The organism is Butyrivibrio sp. FCS006 (genome assembly GCF_000424525.1).
Lineage (GTDB): Bacteria > Bacillota > Clostridia > Lachnospirales > Lachnospiraceae > Butyrivibrio.
In genome coordinates this window covers 654,997-669,475 of record NZ_KE384204.1, presented here as the reverse complement: position 1 = coordinate 669,475, position 14,479 = coordinate 654,997, and the positions used below count along the sequence as shown (strand labels likewise).

Annotated in this window: 14 protein-coding genes and 1 pseudogene; 2 read left to right on the top strand and 13 right to left on the bottom strand. The window is 44.2% G+C overall.

Annotation, left to right across the window (positions count from 1 at the left end; translation table 11 throughout):
• Window positions 1-28: 28 nt before the first annotated feature.
• Both pyrB and G633_RS0114275 read left to right on the top strand, forming a co-directional pair.
• A complete protein-coding gene (gene pyrB / locus G633_RS0114280; protein WP_022769032.1) occupies window positions 29-949 on the top strand; it encodes an aspartate carbamoyltransferase in 921 nt (306 codons plus the stop codon).
• 17 nt (window positions 950-966) lie between these two features.
• Window positions 967-1,410 carry an aspartate carbamoyltransferase regulatory subunit gene (locus G633_RS0114275; RefSeq protein WP_026520332.1) on the top strand — a complete coding sequence of 148 codons (444 nt, stop codon included), beginning with the start codon at window positions 967-969 and terminating at the stop codon, window positions 1,408-1,410.
• Between the two features lie 65 nt (window positions 1,411-1,475).
• Here the strand turns inward: G633_RS0114275 and G633_RS19995 are convergent, their stop codons facing one another.
• The 13 genes and pseudogenes from G633_RS19995 to G633_RS18620 form a co-directional block, all read right to left on the bottom strand.
• A complete protein-coding gene (locus G633_RS19995) occupies window positions 1,476-1,646 on the bottom strand; it encodes a hypothetical protein (RefSeq protein WP_022769030.1) in 171 nt (56 codons plus the stop codon).
• A gap of 688 nt (window positions 1,647-2,334) precedes the next feature.
• Window positions 2,335-2,898 (bottom strand): CAP domain-containing protein, encoded by a 564-nt coding sequence (locus tag G633_RS0114265; RefSeq protein WP_051200244.1) that lies wholly within the window; start codon window positions 2,896-2,898, stop codon window positions 2,335-2,337.
• 158 nt (window positions 2,899-3,056) lie between these two features.
• A pseudogene (locus G633_RS18625) lies at window positions 3,057-3,611 on the bottom strand (FKBP-type peptidyl-prolyl cis-trans isomerase); the annotation flags it as partial.
• A 48-nt stretch (window positions 3,612-3,659) separates the two neighbouring features.
• Window positions 3,660-4,505, bottom strand: a complete 846-nt coding sequence (gene amrS, locus G633_RS0114255; RefSeq protein WP_026520331.1) for an AmmeMemoRadiSam system radical SAM enzyme — start codon at window positions 4,503-4,505, stop codon at window positions 3,660-3,662.
• Window positions 4,506-4,525: 20 nt separating this feature from the next.
• Window positions 4,526-5,971: an AmmeMemoRadiSam system protein A gene (gene amrA / locus G633_RS0114250; RefSeq protein ID WP_026520330.1), complete on the bottom strand. Its 1,446-nt coding sequence runs from the start codon at window positions 5,969-5,971 to the stop codon at window positions 4,526-4,528.
• 20 nt (window positions 5,972-5,991) lie between these two features.
• Window positions 5,992-6,921, bottom strand: coding sequence for an RluA family pseudouridine synthase (locus G633_RS0114245; RefSeq protein WP_022769023.1), 930 nt, complete (start codon window positions 6,919-6,921; stop codon window positions 5,992-5,994).
• A 141-nt stretch (window positions 6,922-7,062) separates the two neighbouring features.
• Window positions 7,063-7,236 (bottom strand): hypothetical protein, encoded by a 174-nt coding sequence (locus tag G633_RS19990; protein ID WP_022769022.1) that lies wholly within the window; start codon window positions 7,234-7,236, stop codon window positions 7,063-7,065.
• Between the two features lie 47 nt (window positions 7,237-7,283).
• Window positions 7,284-9,572, bottom strand: a complete 2,289-nt coding sequence (gene feoB, locus G633_RS0114235; RefSeq protein ID WP_022769020.1) for a ferrous iron transport protein B — start codon at window positions 9,570-9,572, stop codon at window positions 7,284-7,286.
• A gap of 120 nt (window positions 9,573-9,692) precedes the next feature.
• Window positions 9,693-9,914, bottom strand: coding sequence for a FeoA family protein (locus G633_RS0114230; RefSeq protein ID WP_022769019.1), 222 nt, complete (start codon window positions 9,912-9,914; stop codon window positions 9,693-9,695).
• Window positions 9,915-9,967: 53 nt separating this feature from the next.
• Window positions 9,968-10,180 (bottom strand): FeoA family protein, encoded by a 213-nt coding sequence (locus G633_RS0114225; protein ID WP_330363360.1) that lies wholly within the window; start codon window positions 10,178-10,180, stop codon window positions 9,968-9,970.
• Window positions 10,181-10,431: 251 nt separating this feature from the next.
• Entirely contained in the window at window positions 10,432-11,820 is a 1,389-nt protein-coding gene (locus G633_RS0114220) for a PhoH family protein (protein WP_022769016.1), read from the bottom strand.
• 125 nt (window positions 11,821-11,945) lie between these two features.
• Window positions 11,946-13,331 carry an asparagine--tRNA ligase gene (gene asnS / locus G633_RS0114215; protein ID WP_022769015.1) on the bottom strand — a complete coding sequence of 462 codons (1,386 nt, stop codon included), beginning with the start codon at window positions 13,329-13,331 and terminating at the stop codon, window positions 11,946-11,948.
• A gap of 38 nt (window positions 13,332-13,369) precedes the next feature.
• Window positions 13,370-14,458: a pyridoxal phosphate-dependent aminotransferase gene (locus G633_RS18620; protein WP_035771443.1), complete on the bottom strand. Its 1,089-nt coding sequence runs from the start codon at window positions 14,456-14,458 to the stop codon at window positions 13,370-13,372.
• Between the last annotated feature and the right edge of the window lie 21 nt (window positions 14,459-14,479).

Genomic DNA, 14,479 nt, shown 5'->3' with positions numbered 1-14,479 from the left:
AAGTATAAAAAAATAATAGGGAGAGAGTATGAACACATTAAGACACATGATGAATCCTCTGGACTTTTCAGTGGAGGAGCTGGAAGAGCTTTTTGACCTGGCAGGCGATATAGAAAGGAACATGGAGGGCTATGCTCACAAGTGTGACGGCAAGATCCTTGCTACCTGCTTCTATGAGCCGAGTACCAGAACAAGACTGTCCTTTGAGACAGCAATGCTGCGCCTTGGCGGTAAGACACTGGGCTTTGCAGATGCATCAAATTCCTCAGCAGCCAAAGGAGAAAGCGTTGCAGACACAATCAGGGTAATCTCCTGCTTTGCAGACATCTGCGCCATGAGACACCCCAAGGAAGGTGCTCCTATGGTAGCAGCCACCAAATCAGGAATCCCGGTGATCAACGCAGGTGACGGCGGACATCAGCATCCGACCCAGACCCTTACAGACCTTCTCACCATCAGGTCTTTATATGGCAAACTCGGCGACTTTACCATAGGCCTTTGCGGAGACCTTAAATTCGGCAGAACCGTCCACTCACTTATAAATGCCCTCAGCAGATATGAAGGCATCCGCTTTATCTTTATTTCGCCAAAAGAGCTAAGGGTTCCCGATTACATAACAGAGATGCTCACACAAAAGAACATCCCCTATGAAGAAGTAATAAAGCTTGAAGAAGTAATGCCTCAGCTTGATTTCCTCTACATGACAAGAGTTCAGAAGGAACGTTTCTTCAACGAGGAAGACTACATAAGACTCAAAGATTTCTACATCCTCAACAAAGAGAAAATGGCAAAAGCCAAAGAGAGTATGTATATTCTCCACCCTCTCCCAAGGGTAAATGAGATATCCGTTGAAATAGATGATGACCCAAGGGCAGCTTACTTTAAGCAGGTTCAGTACGGACTGTACGTAAGAATGGCTCTGATACTCACACTTCTTAACATCAAATAAATCGGGAGGAACAGATAATGCTTAATATTGGAAAAATAGAGGAAGGCTTTGTTCTTGACCACATCCAGGCAGGAAAAAGCATGCAGATATACAGACACCTTGGACTTGATAAGCTAGATTCCACAGTTGCCATCATCAAGAACGCCAAGAGTAAGGCGATGGGTAAAAAAGATATCCTTAAAGTTGAATGTGACATCGATTCCCTGGACCTTGACGTACTTGCTTTCATCGATCACAACATCACGGTAAACGTAATTAAGGCCGGTGAGATCATCGAAAAGAGGTCTTTGGTTCTTCCTAAAGAGATCACCGGAGTTATCAGATGCCACAACCCAAGATGCATCTCATCAATCGAGCAGGAACTGCCACAGATCTTCTATCTCGCTGATGAGAAAAAAGAGATTTATCGCTGCAAATACTGCGATGAGAAATACTCAGAGAGTACCATAGACAGACTTTAATGCAATATTGCAAAAAAGCGCCTGCTTCAGGTTAAAGAAGCAGGCGCTTTGTTTGTTTTCAATATTTACTTGATGTAACCGTTCTGTCTGTTGTGAATGTCATCGCGGTTTTTCTCACGGCGCTTCTCTTCGCCTCTGAGCATCTCCTGCATGTAAGGATTGTCATTGGCACCTGAAACAGACAGTGGTCTTGTTTCGTTGTTGATGTAGATGTCCTTTGATGATTTTCCAAACATAGTAACACCTCCCCAGGTATTATATAGTCAACTATATTATAACACATTCGGAAGAAGTGAGTCAGTGGGGACGTTTCAGTTTGACTCATTTTGTGTCAATGGGGACGTTTCAGTTTGACTCATTGAGCACAATGAGTACGCCGGTGGAGGCCACTTGAGCATATACATGTCAAAGAGGGCAATTCCCCCTTTTCTGCCATAAATTCAGCCCAGAATTTAGATCGTGTGCAATACATTTACATGTCACATAGGCCAATTTTCCCTCTCCTGCCACAAATTCCACCCAAAATTTAGATCGTACACAACGCATTTACATGTCAAAGAAGTCATTTCCCTCTATTCTGCCACAAATTCTGCCCAAAATTTAGATCGTGTGCAATACATTTACATGTCACAAAGGTAAATTTCCCCTCTCCTGCCACAAAAATGGCGGAGGAATTCTCATAATAACAGCGCCCGCCTTAGTGACCGAATGTTCATATAAATACCGGCGTCAAGGGACAGTACGCTGGGCGCCGCCCTTTGGCGCCCGGGCAGCCCTTGATGCCGGTATTTATATGGACAACAATGTTATGTCGGCGGGCTGATAACCTATAAGTATACAAAATGACCCCTTACCTCCGTCCCTAAGGGTCATAACAAAAAGACCTCTATATCATTTCTGATATAGAGGTCTTTGTTTACTCATTTAATAGCCGAACTCTTGTGCCCAGTACCAGCTGCCGTCGCCTGTCTGGCAAATAGCGATACCAACTGTCTTGTATCCGCCATCCATAATGTTAGCAGCGTGTGTAGGTGAATTCATCCATGCTGTGTAAACAGCATCAGCTGACTGATACAGCTTAGCAAGATTCTCACCATACTGGCAATTTGAATCAACTGTCCAGAATGCTGATCCGTTAGGTCTTGTGTGTGAGAACATTGTTGTGATCTCATTAGCACGAACCTGTGCAGCATCTGTAAGTGGCTGGCTCCAAGTAAGCGCTGAAAGACCTCTTGCTACTCTCTGCTGATTCATGATATTAAATACAGCAGTGCAGGCATCAAGTGCTGCCTGAGATGATGCAGCTGATCCTGCAAGGGCAATTGCTTCATCATCAATCCAGATCTCTCCGGCTCCCTCTTCCAGACCTCTGACAGCAGCCTGATCATCGACAATCGCATCATTCGTTGCACCACATGCAAGAAGTGTGAATGTCATGACAGCAGTCAGTGTCATTGCAAGTATTCTTCTTAATCTTAACTTCTTCATAATCCTTTACTCCTGTACACTTTTTCACAACCTAAACATAATTACCTATGTTCTTAACTAAATACTAACCTACAAAAAGGGTGTTTTCAACACAAAAAAGCATAAAATTTAGCGAAAATAAATATTTATTTCATCAAAAAAGAAGCCAAAATGAAACTTTATTTTACTTCCACAAGCTCAATTTTGAAATTGAGCTCTTTGCCTGCCATCTCGTGATTAGCATCGAATGTGATCTGTGTGTCGTCCTTGGCTGTAACCTTAACAGGAATAGGCCTTCCGTAGATGTCCTGAAGGTAAACCTTCTGGTCAACTGTAAGCTCTTCTGATCCCGGAAGATCTGAAATATTCATTGTAATAAAAGCACTTGGATCAACATCGCCGTATGCTTCCGAAGGCTCAAGATGAATATCAATGATATCTCCGACATTCATTGTTGCAACAGCCTTATCAAAACCATGGATCATCATTCCTGTTCCGCAGATAAACTCTAAGGGTTCTCCTCTGTCATAGGATGAATCAAACTTGGTTCCGTCATTGAATGTTCCTGTGTAATGAGTTCTGCAGGTCTTACCGATATTCTGACCCTCAAAATCAGGCTCGTATGTATGGCATCCGCCGCATCCACCGCAGCCGCCTTCTGATCCGCCACAGCATCCGCCGTCGCCACATCCCTCGTCTGCTCCGCAGCAGCACTCTTCTCTCTCTTCGTAATCGCTCATATTAATAGTCCTCCAAATAAAATACCCGACCATTATACATTTTTAGCAATTACCTGTAAATACATGATCCAGTTCTTTTTTTGCCACATCTCTTAACCTGTAGATAAGTCCTACATCCGTGGCCGGTCTGTCAAGCTTAAACCTCGGGAAATATCTGCTTAAATGAAGGGCGACCTTCTCTTTCCCCCTGCCATCATCCAAAGACGCTATCCACTTCGACAGCTCTTTTATCTCATTCTCTGTATCGTTATAGCCGGGAACCACAAGGGTTGTGACTTCTACATGACAGGTCACCACCGCCATGCTTATAAAGTCCATTACCATCTGCCTGTCGCCTCCAAGCACATCCTTATAATATCCGTCGGTAAAGCCTTTTAGATCAATGTTCATTGCATCTATATTGGGGATCACCTGCTGCGCAACTTCTGCGCTCACGCATCCATTTGACACAAGAACAGTCTTCATGCCCCTCTCATGGACCTCTTTGGCCGCATCCACCACAAACTCATAGCCCATAAGAGGCTCATTGTAGGTAAACGCAACTCCGATATTCCCCTCGTACTTATACTCCAGAGCAATCTCAGCGAGCTCTTTTGGCGACATCTCTCTGTAGCCATATGGATACTCTTTCCCAAAATCGTAGGAAATCTCATGGTTCTGGCAGAATGGACACCTCAAGTTACAGCCATAGCTTCCCACGGATATGATATTAGATCCCGGGTAAAAGAGATTTAGAGGCTTTTTCTCTATCGGATCAAGGGCAATGGAAGTTATATGGCCGTAGTTTCTTGCTACGACCTCTCCTCCTCTGCAGATCCTTGCCTTGCAAAGACCTATCTGCCCTTCTTCCAGGCTGCAATGGTTGTGACAGACATTACATTTTGGCATATCTATCCCTCTTACGAAAATCAGTAGTGGCGAATTACCTCAAAACGCTCCAGACTATAGTCCTCACCCTCATAGATACCGGCCTTCTGACGCGCGATATCGATCTGCTGCTCTATGCTGTCAACACCGTCGAGATTAGGTAAAAGAAGACCTCTTTTTCTTCCGTGTGTCACAATGACTCCGTATCTCTTAACATCAAGCTGGTCGGGACTATCTATCGGCTCAGGCTCATCCAGTACATCTACGCTCATCTCAAGGTATGGAAGCTCATCCTCCTTGATCATGGGAAATCTCGGATCATTTGTGCCGGCACTGATGGCATTTTGCATTATCTCATCAGCGATGCAGGAGGTTGTCGGTAGTATGGTTCCAATGCAGCCTCTTAAGGCTCCGTCCTTGTGTATGGACACAAAGGTTCCGGCTCTTCTTGCAAACATCTCGCCGTCCATATCAGACCACTTATCACCCTTTATGTCCTTTTTGGTGATCCTCTTGCCCATGGTGATATAGCTCTCAAGCGAATATCTGGCAAGCCTTACATAAGGATCTTCATCCTGCTTTCTCTTCTCAAGCTGTGCTTTCTTTTTATCTCTCCACTTCTCAAGGAAATGCCTGTTTTCATCAGTGCCTCCCACCTCGAAGGTGCAGATGCCATAACCAACACCAAAGGTAGCCTCATGAGAGAGCTTATGCGCAGTAACGGCTAATCCGTCCAGCGCGCCTGCCATCATGACAAAAGACCTGTGGCCACACTCGGCAGCTTTGTCGCAGAAGGTTTCATCAAAGTCAAGGAGCCTGTCAAACTCACCGCTACCGCATACTTCCATTATTCTCTCATCATACTCAGGTCCTTCCTTGGCAAAACCATAAGGCCCATCTTCCTTCATCTTGTGCGAGAGATCTCCGCTGGCAACGTAAACTGCCCTTACGCCGGTCCTTGCGACCGCTTCCGCAATTATCTGTCCCATCTCATAGTGCATAGGAAGTGAAAGACCTGACAGACCAATCCTTACAATCTTAAAGTCCTTATATTTCTCTCTTATGTAGTACAGAGGGATCATTGTTCCGTGGTCAAGCTCAGGGTTTCTCTCGCCCATAGTTCCTGCAGGAAAGCCCTGGATTTCCATGCTCTTTATGTCATCCTTCTCCTGTCCGTAGGAGTCGGAAATAGCACAGATTTCGGCGACAAGATCTGTATCATATTCCACATTAAATTTCACCTGGCCTGCTCTGAACTGCCCCATATCTCCTGTAGCTCTTTTACCCGGAGAAACATGGAAGTAATCGGCATACATGACGCTGTGAGGGCTTGAAATAATGATGGTCTCAGGCGCAAGTTCTGCTATCTTTTCAGCCACCTGCCTGTATGCATCAGTTGTTGCCCTGATCTTTTCCTCTTCGCCTCTTCCTACCTCAGGAAGCATGATAGGCGGATGTGGTACCATAAAAGCTCCTACTATTGGCATATCTGGTTCCTCCCTCTTTATTAAAAATCAACAAGCGACTTCATATCCATTGGAAGTTCAGCCTCAAAAGACAGCTCTTTTCCCGTTATAGGCTGCATAAATTCAAGGTGTGCAGCGTGAAGAGCAGCTCTCTTCATTCCGTGGCTGTTCTTAATCTCTTTTCCGTAAAGATTATCTCCCAAAAGCGGATGCCCAATATAAGACATATGAACTCTGATCTGATGAGTCCTTCCGGTATCAAGACATAGCCTGACAAGCGCATAGTCTTCAAACTGTCTGACCAGCTTATAGTGCGTAATAGCTTCTTTCCCGCTCTCCATGACCTTTCGGATCATGCGCGCGCCCTCTTCCTGGCCGATTGGTGCATCGATTGTTCCCTGCTCATTTTCAAGGACTCCGCTGACAATGGCCAGGTACTCTTTTCTCTTGGACATGTTTCCCTTCTGATTTGAGAGTATCGCAGCCGCATGTCTGTTTTTTGCGAATATCAAAAGACCTGACGTCTCCCGATCAAGTCTTCCAATGGTGCGGACTACATGGTTCTGGCCTGTGCGAAGATAATAACCTGCCAGGGCGTTTGACAAAGAGTCCAGGTGGTGGGCATAGGATGGATGCACCACCATATCTCCGGGTTTATTAAGAAGGATCAGATCCTCATCCTCGTAGACTATGTCTATCGGGTCATTTGAGGGGATCACATCACCCGAGTTATCAGTATCTTCATATATCTTGACCTTTAATATGTCACCGGCACTTACAGTCTCCCTAAGCCAGATCAGCTTGTACTGCGCATCCCCGGCCCTCTTTATCATCACTCCGTCTTCAAACTGTTTACACCTTGTTATCTCTCTGGAGGATAGTTTCAGCTTACCGGACATGATCTCCCTGACCTTAAGCCCGGCCTCATTAACCGTTATCTTGATTTCAATTTCTCTTACACTTTCAGACATTAAAATCCGTACCTTAACCTTCATTTCCTTACTACTAATGATACGCTATTTACCCCTGTTTTTACAGTAAAAACGGCATGCATACAAAAAGCTGCCGGCAAAGTTTCCTTTGCCGGCAGCCTCAAAGCTTCCAAATTGCAATTACTTCTTAACCGAAGCACATTTGCTGCAACATGAGCAGTTTCCGCCACTGCATCCGCTACAGCCCTCTCCTCTGAGCTCTTTCTTAAAAGTCTTTATTGTTGCTCTTCCGGAGAAAAATACAATTACCGCAAGTGCGATTACGACAACTGCGTTTCCGATAATAGATGCCATATCGCACCTCCTTTCTAACTAAAAACATTGCAAACTGCGTTTATTCATTAAGCTGTCATTTTAACAGCCATCTCTTTTCCCTCACCCTCAGCTGCCTGATAGCCTTTTCTGAAGATAAGGTAGAGAAGTCCTGCAAGAAGAACTATTCCTGCGATGGTTCCAATTCCGAAGGAAACCTGTCCAAGGATAAGTCCTCCGATATTGTAAACGATAAGAGCAAGAACATAAGCCCATCCTGTCATATATCCGATTGCTGCCCAGGTCCACTTAGCGTTGTTCATCTCACGCTTGATGGCTCCAATTGCTGCAAAGCATGGTGCGCACAGAAGGTTGAAGATCATGAACGCATAAGCTGCAATAGGTGTATAATCAGCTGCAACTCTGTCCCAGATCTGATCACCGTTTTCTTCAAGCTCTTCTTCTTCGTTGTCATAATTATATAGCACGCCAAAGGTTCCAACAACATTTTCCTTGGCAACAAGTCCTGTAACAGTTGCTACTGCAGGCTTCCAATTGCCAAAGCCAAGTGGTTTAAACACAAATGAGAATGTATTACCAACGCCTGCAAGGAGTGATGCATCCATAGGGTTAACTTCATCTTCTGAGATATCCATTTTCTCTGCCAGAGAAGAAACATATTCATCTGTCACAAGGCTTTCATCCTCAAAGAGATTATCAACAAGTCCAAAGCGTCCGTTTACTGAGCCGAAGGATGACAGGCACCAGATAATAACTGAAGAAACTACGATAACGCTGCCGGCTCTCTTAATAAATGACCAGCCTCTCTCCCATGTGGCACGAAGCACACCTGAAACAGAAGGAACATGGTATTTAGGAAGTTCCATAACGAAAGGAGCAGGAATTCCGGCAAATGCCTTAAACTTCTTAAGAATGATTCCGGAAAGGATGATTGAACCGATTCCGATAAAGTAAGCTGAAGCTGCAACAAGTGGTGATCCACCGAAGATCGCACCTGCGATGAGTCCGATGATAGGAAGCTTAGCACCGCATGGCATAAAGGTTGTGGTCATGATGGTCATCTTTCTGTCACGCTCATTCTCAATGGTACGGCTGGCCATAACACCGGGAACACCACATCCTGTTGCTACAAGGCAAGGAATGAAACTCTTTCCTGAAAGACCAAACTGTCTGAATATACGGTCCATAACGAATGCAACACGGGCCATGTATCCAACATCCTCAAGGATTGAAAGGAGCAGGAAAAGAACTAACATCTGCGGTACGAAACCGATAACAGCTCCAACACCTGCAACAATACCGTCCTGGATAAGTCCGTATAAAACTGTACCCTCTTCTACATGGAGAATACCAAGAAGTGTATCAAAGAATCCGGGAACCCACTCACCAAAGATCACATCATTGGTAAAGTCTGTAGCTCTTGTTCCGATTGAAACACTCCAACCACCCATGGCGATGGCATATACGAAGAACATGATAAGAGCGAAAATAGGAAGACCCAAAATTCTGTTGGTAACAATCTTATCGATCTTATCTGATACAGTAAGCTCGCCCTTTGCAAGGCCCTTCTTTACTGCCTTATCTGTAACCTTTGTGATATAGGTGTATCTCTCGTTTGTGATAAGTGATTCAGCATCATCATCAAGAGCGCTCTCACACTGCTTTGTAACAGCCTCGATCTCTTTGAGCTGATCTGATGTAAGATGAAGCTCTTTTACAGCTTTCTCATCTCTCTCGAAGGCCTTTACTGCATTCCAGCGAAGGAATTTCTCATCGCTGCGATCCTTAATGATCTCTTCAATCTTTACTACCGCATCCTTAACTTCGCCAGTAAGGAAATCACTGTTGTGGCTTGCTTTTCCAATCTTGGCTGCTGTAACTGCCTTCTTGACAAGGTCCTGTGTTCCCTCGCTCTTAAGTGCTGAAAGCTCAACAACTTCACAGCCAAGTGCATCTGAGAGTGCCTTGATATCGATCTTGTCGCCGTTCTTGTGAACCAGATCCATCATGTTAAGTGCTACAACTGTTGGAATGTTCAGCTCAAGGAGCTGAGTTGTAAGATAGAGGTTACGCTCGATGTTGGTTCCGTCAACGATATTGATGATGGCATCGGGCTTCTCTGTTACAAGATAGGTTCTTGATACTACTTCCTCAAGTGTGTATGGAGAAAGAGAATAGATACCGGGAAGGTCCTGGATCACAACGTCCTTGTACTCATCTCCCTTAAGCTTACCCTCTTTCTTTTCTACAGTAACGCCGGGCCAGTTTCCAACGTACTGTCTGCTTCCTGTTAAATCATTAAAAAGTGTTGTTTTACCACTGTTTGGGTTACCCGCAAGTGCAATCTTTAATTCCATTTATTGCCTCCTAATGTGTGATAGCTTTAAAATCAGGTTTTTGGTGTTAGCAAAAGCTAACCACCCTTCTAAAAATAATCTGCATAACTTTCATGCAGAATTAAAATGGAAATATCGGTCTTACTCGACCTCTACGAACTCTGCATCAGCTTTACGAACGGTAAGCTCGTATCCTCTTACTGTAAGTTCGATAGGGTCACCCAGTGGTGCAACCTTTCTTACGTAAACTTCTGCTCCCTTGGTCAGTCCCATGTCCATGATCCTGCGCCTTGTAGGGCCTTCACCATGGAGTCTTACAACCTTGGCATTGCCGCCAATCTCCACATCTCTAAGTGTCTTCATTACTTTTCTCCCTCTATTTTGAAATTTTTAGTAACAACATAAAATTATCCGCATCAGATAAAGATGCGGTTTGCAAGTGTCTTATCAAGAGCTATGCGGCTGTCCTTGACATTAACGATAAGGTTTCCGCCGTTCTTGTTTATGATGGAGATCTCTTCTCCTGTGACAAAGCCAAGTGTTGCAAGGTGCTGCCTGGTCTCGTCATTTCCTGTGATCTTCTGAATTTTTAAAAGCTGTCCGCTATCTGCAAAAGCAAGTGGCATCATGAATACCTCCTATAATGTTAGCATACGGTATCTACTGTTACCTTTAGCTAACTCGATTCATTACTAGGATATTCCGAGTTTATCATGTTGTCAATTGCTAACAGATAATTTTTGTCAATTTCATCATTTTTATTGCAATAAAAAGTACTGATGCAGTATTTTTTGTACAATCTGCATCAGTACTGATTTTGTGCAATTATATTTTGTTAGCCTTAACTAATACCCTTGATGTGTTTTATGACAAGGTCACATCATCCTTTTTTATCACGCATCCTCTCGATAGCATCCATAGCAAGCTTACTTCTCTCACACTCAGAAGCTGAAAGAGAAATCTGCCATGCCAGTGGGCTTCCCTTCATATGCTCAGATGCATAGGAAAGACCGTTTGTACGCTCATCAAGGAAGGGCCTGTCGATCTGGTTGGGATCACCAAGGAGAATGATCTTGGTGTCCTTGCCGGCTCTGGTGATAATGCCCTTAGCCTGAGTAGGTGTCATGTTCTGCGCCTCATCGATGATAAGGAAGGTCTTAAGAATGGATCTTCCTCTAATGAAGTTAAGAGCCTCGCACTGAACTATTCCTCTCTCAAAGACTTCATCAGTCTTGCCCTGAAGCTCCTTCTCATCTTTGTATCGCTCCTCTTCATTGGAGTCTATGAGCTGTTCAAGGTTATCAATGATAGGTCTCATAAGAGGCGATATCTTTTCCTGCTCATCACCGGGTAAAAATCCGATGTCATCATCAAACTGCGAATTAGGTCTGCATACCAGGATCCTTCTGTATTCACCGGTAGGACGATTTATCATCTTCTCAAGGCCGACTGCCAGTGAATAGAATGTCTTGGCTGTTCCTGCCATACCCTTTACGATTACCAGCGGCGCTACATCTGCCGGCTGCATAAGCGCTTCCTGAAGGAAGTACTGTCCTGCATTTCTTGGCTTAACACCGTAGGGCTGACTCTTTTCATACTCAAGCTTCTTGATAAATCCCTTGCAGACACGTCCCATCTGGGTCTTACCCACAGACTGATCCGCTCTTACTACAACAAACTCATTTTCATATAAATCAGGTTTGTACTGCTTCCCCTCCTCATCACAACAGTAAACGGCTTCTACAGGGATTCCTTTCTTCTTGAAATCCTTGAAAAGATCCTCCGGAGCATAGACATCAATACGTCCTGAGTACTGCTCGCCGCCTCCTGCAACCTGCTCGGTTGTAAAATCTTCTGATTTGATATTAAGAAGCTGAGCCTTAATACGCATCAGAATGTCCTTAGTTACAAGAATTACCTGTTCCTTGCTGCTCTCCTTAAGTCCCTTGCACACTTTAAGTATGCGGTTGTCAGACTTATACTCTGACATATCCTTCGGAAGCTCAACATCCTTGAAGTTCTTCTCAACTCTAAGAAGTCCTCCATTGTCAAGCTCTACACCCACAACCAGATCTCCCTGGCCTCTGAGCTGTTCGAGAATCCTGATGGCTTCTCTTACATTGGCTCCACGCTCACCTTCATCCCTCTTGTGCGTGTCAAGCTCCTCCAAGACTACCAGCGGAAGAACGACCTCGTTATCATCAAAGCACTTGAGAGCATGGGGTGCTTGAATCAAAACGTTGGTGTCCAGTACGTAGATCTTCTTCATGCGTAGGTCCCCCTCTATTTGTATGACTTTGAAATCATTATACCATATATTGTGGTAAAGCAACATAAAATAAAAAAGAGCCTGTATCAAAATATGATACAGGACTCTTATCGTTGTTATTATGATTAGAACTCGCAGGACTGTGGTGTTCTTGGATAAGGTATTACGTCACGGATATTTTCTACGCCTGTTAAGTACATGATAAGACGCTCAAATCCCATACCGAATCCGCTGTGGATGCATCCGCCGTATCTTCTGGTATCAAGGTACCAGTCGATGCCTTCCTTATCAACGCCCATCTCATCCATTCTTTCTATGAGCTTGTCGAGATTCTCTTCTCTCTGGCTTCCTCCCATAAGTTCTCCTGCCTGAGGAACAAGGAGGTCAACTGCTGCAACTGTCTTGTTGTCAGGATTTACCTTCATGTAGTAAGCCTTGATGTCCTTTGGCCAGTCAGTAACAAATACAGGTCCGCCGAAGTAATCTACGATATATTTCTCATGCTCTTTTGCAAGGTCTTCTTCGTAATCGGGCTTGAAATCCCACTTAACATCAGCTTTTTTAAGAATATCGATAACGTCGTGGTGTTTGATTCTTGTGAAATCAGTATTTACGATGTTGTCGAGCTTGTCTTTAAGTCCCTTTGCAACGAATTTGTCGCAGAAATCAATTTCCTCAGGGCACTTGTCGCAGACATACTTAACAACATACTTAAGCATCTCTTCTTCGATATCCATAAGGCCGTCAAGATCGCAGAAAGCCATCTCAGGCTCGATCATCCAGAACTCATTTGCATGAGTCTGAGTGTTTGAATTCTCTGTTCTGAAGGTTGGTCCGAAGGTGTAGATGTCACCGAAAGCCATTGCAAAGGTCTCACCCTGAAGCTGGCCTGAACCTGTGATAAATGCCTGCTTACCGAACAGATCCTTCTTGAAATCAACCTTGCCGTCCTCAGTCTTTGGAAGATCATTCATGTTAAGAGTTGTGATCTTGAACATCTGATCTGAACCTTCACAGTCAGCGCAGGTGATAAGAGGTGTATGAACATATACATATCCTCTCTCCTGGAAATAGCTGTGAATAGCCATTGCTGCAACGCTTCTTACTCTGAATACCGCACTGAAAAGGTTGGTACGTGGGCGAAGATGTGCAACAGTTCTAAGGAACTCTCTTGTATGTCTCTTGGGCTGGATCGGATAATCCTCCGGGCAATCACCCAAAAGCTCAACGCTTGTAGCTTTTACTTCAAAAGGCTGCTTATTCTCGGGAGTAAGTACCAGTGTTCCGACAACCTTAACACTTGCACCGACACCAATCTTGGAAGCATCAGCGAAATTGGACAGCTCCTTGTCGTATACTACCTGTAAATTCTCGAAAAATGAGCCATCGTTGATATTAAGGAATCCAAAATTTGACTGTGCTCTGTTGGTCCTTACCCATGCGCATACAGTCACTTCCTTTGATGCATACTCAGATGTTTTTGTAAATAACTCCCTGATTTTAGTCCTCATCTTTTTTCTCCTCAAAATAATACTATTAAGAAATATTATCACCTTTCGCGAATATTGCAAAGAGTTTTAATAGCAGTTATCAGCCTTTCGTTTGCATTATGATCTTTGATTGCGATTCTGTAATACCCCTTATCAAGACCTTCAAAAGTTTTGCAGTCCCTGATCAGTATTTTCTGCTGAAGCAGCCTGTTATACAGATTTTCATCGCTCCTGATCAGAATGAAATTGGTATCAGACGGGTAGGTGCTTATTCCGATCTGATCAAGTTCATCTGCCAGATATGCTCTTTCTCTCCGGATCACTTCAAGAGATTCTCCTGTAAAAGAGCTTTCTCCTGTAATTTCAGCGCACCTTATCCCCACTCGATCCGCAAACACCGACATGTTCCATTCAGGCAAAAAGTGCCTCAGTCTCCTTGCATTTTCCGCGGAGGTTATGGCAAATCCAACTCTCACTCCCGGTATGGAAAAGAGCTTTGTATAGGCATCTACCACAAAGAGATTCGAATATTCTCCAATGAAATTCCTCGCACTTTGCGGGATTTCTTCACAATCTCTTTTACCTGATAATCTAAAGAAGCATTCATCTACAATGAGCGCAGCACCGACTGCCCTGCATTTATCCATTGTCTTAACAAGTACGTTTTCGGGTATCAGTCTGCCTGTCGGGTTGTTGGGATTCCCAAGAATAACAAGGTCAATGTCTTCTGTTATTGCGTCTATAAAGTCCTCTTTCAGGGCAAATCCATCTGCCTCTTTAAGCAGATAGCGCTCGATAGCACAGTCTTTTGCAGCACCGAGTGCATGCTCATAGCCATAGAAGCTCGGGATGGGTAAAAGAGCTTTCTTCGGCCTTACCATATTTACTATAGCCATAAGCAGCTCTGATGCTCCATTGCCACCTACTATGTTTTCTGCCGTAAACTTCACATTCTTCTGAGAAAGCCTGTTCTCCGCTTTTGTTACAGCGGCTGCAAATTCGCTCTGCATAATATCAGGGTAATTTGCGACCTGATCTGCTGCAGCTTTGATCTCATCAAGAACCTGCACCGGGCATGGAAGCGGATTTAAGTTCACTGAGAAATCCAGCTCTATTTTCTTGTCATAAATCTCTCCGCCGTGTAACATACAAGCTCCTGAATCTTTTTT

Coding starts and splice junctions, on each gene's coding strand:
- asnS (WP_022769015.1), bottom strand. CDS start 13,331: ATGAGGACTAAAATCAGGGAGTTATTTACAAAAACATCTGAGTATGCA.
- amrS (WP_026520331.1), bottom strand. CDS start 4,505: ATGCCAAAATGTAATGTCTGTCACAACCATTGCAGCCTGGAAGAAGGG.
- amrA (WP_026520330.1), bottom strand. CDS start 5,971: ATGCCAATAGTAGGAGCTTTTATGGTACCACATCCGCCTATCATGCTT.
- G633_RS0114265 (WP_051200244.1), bottom strand. CDS start 2,898: ATGAAGAAGTTAAGATTAAGAAGAATACTTGCAATGACACTGACTGCT.
- pyrB (WP_022769032.1), top strand. CDS start 29: ATGAACACATTAAGACACATGATGAATCCTCTGGACTTTTCAGTGGAG.
- G633_RS0114230 (WP_022769019.1), bottom strand. CDS start 9,914: ATGAAGACACTTAGAGATGTGGAGATTGGCGGCAATGCCAAGGTTGTA.
- feoB (WP_022769020.1), bottom strand. CDS start 9,572: ATGGAATTAAAGATTGCACTTGCGGGTAACCCAAACAGTGGTAAAACA.
- G633_RS18620 (WP_035771443.1), bottom strand. CDS start 14,458: ATGTTACACGGCGGAGAGATTTATGACAAGAAAATAGAGCTGGATTTC.
- G633_RS0114275 (WP_026520332.1), top strand. CDS start 967: ATGCTTAATATTGGAAAAATAGAGGAAGGCTTTGTTCTTGACCACATC.
- G633_RS0114225 (WP_330363360.1), bottom strand. CDS start 10,180: ATGATGCCACTTGCTTTTGCAGATAGCGGACAGCTTTTAAAAATTCAG.
- G633_RS0114245 (WP_022769023.1), bottom strand. CDS start 6,921: ATGTCTGAAAGTGTAAGAGAAATTGAAATCAAGATAACGGTTAATGAG.
- G633_RS19995 (WP_022769030.1), bottom strand. CDS start 1,646: ATGTTTGGAAAATCATCAAAGGACATCTACATCAACAACGAAACAAGA.
- G633_RS0114220 (WP_022769016.1), bottom strand. CDS start 11,820: ATGAAGAAGATCTACGTACTGGACACCAACGTTTTGATTCAAGCACCC.
- G633_RS19990 (WP_022769022.1), bottom strand. CDS start 7,236: ATGGCATCTATTATCGGAAACGCAGTTGTCGTAATCGCACTTGCGGTA.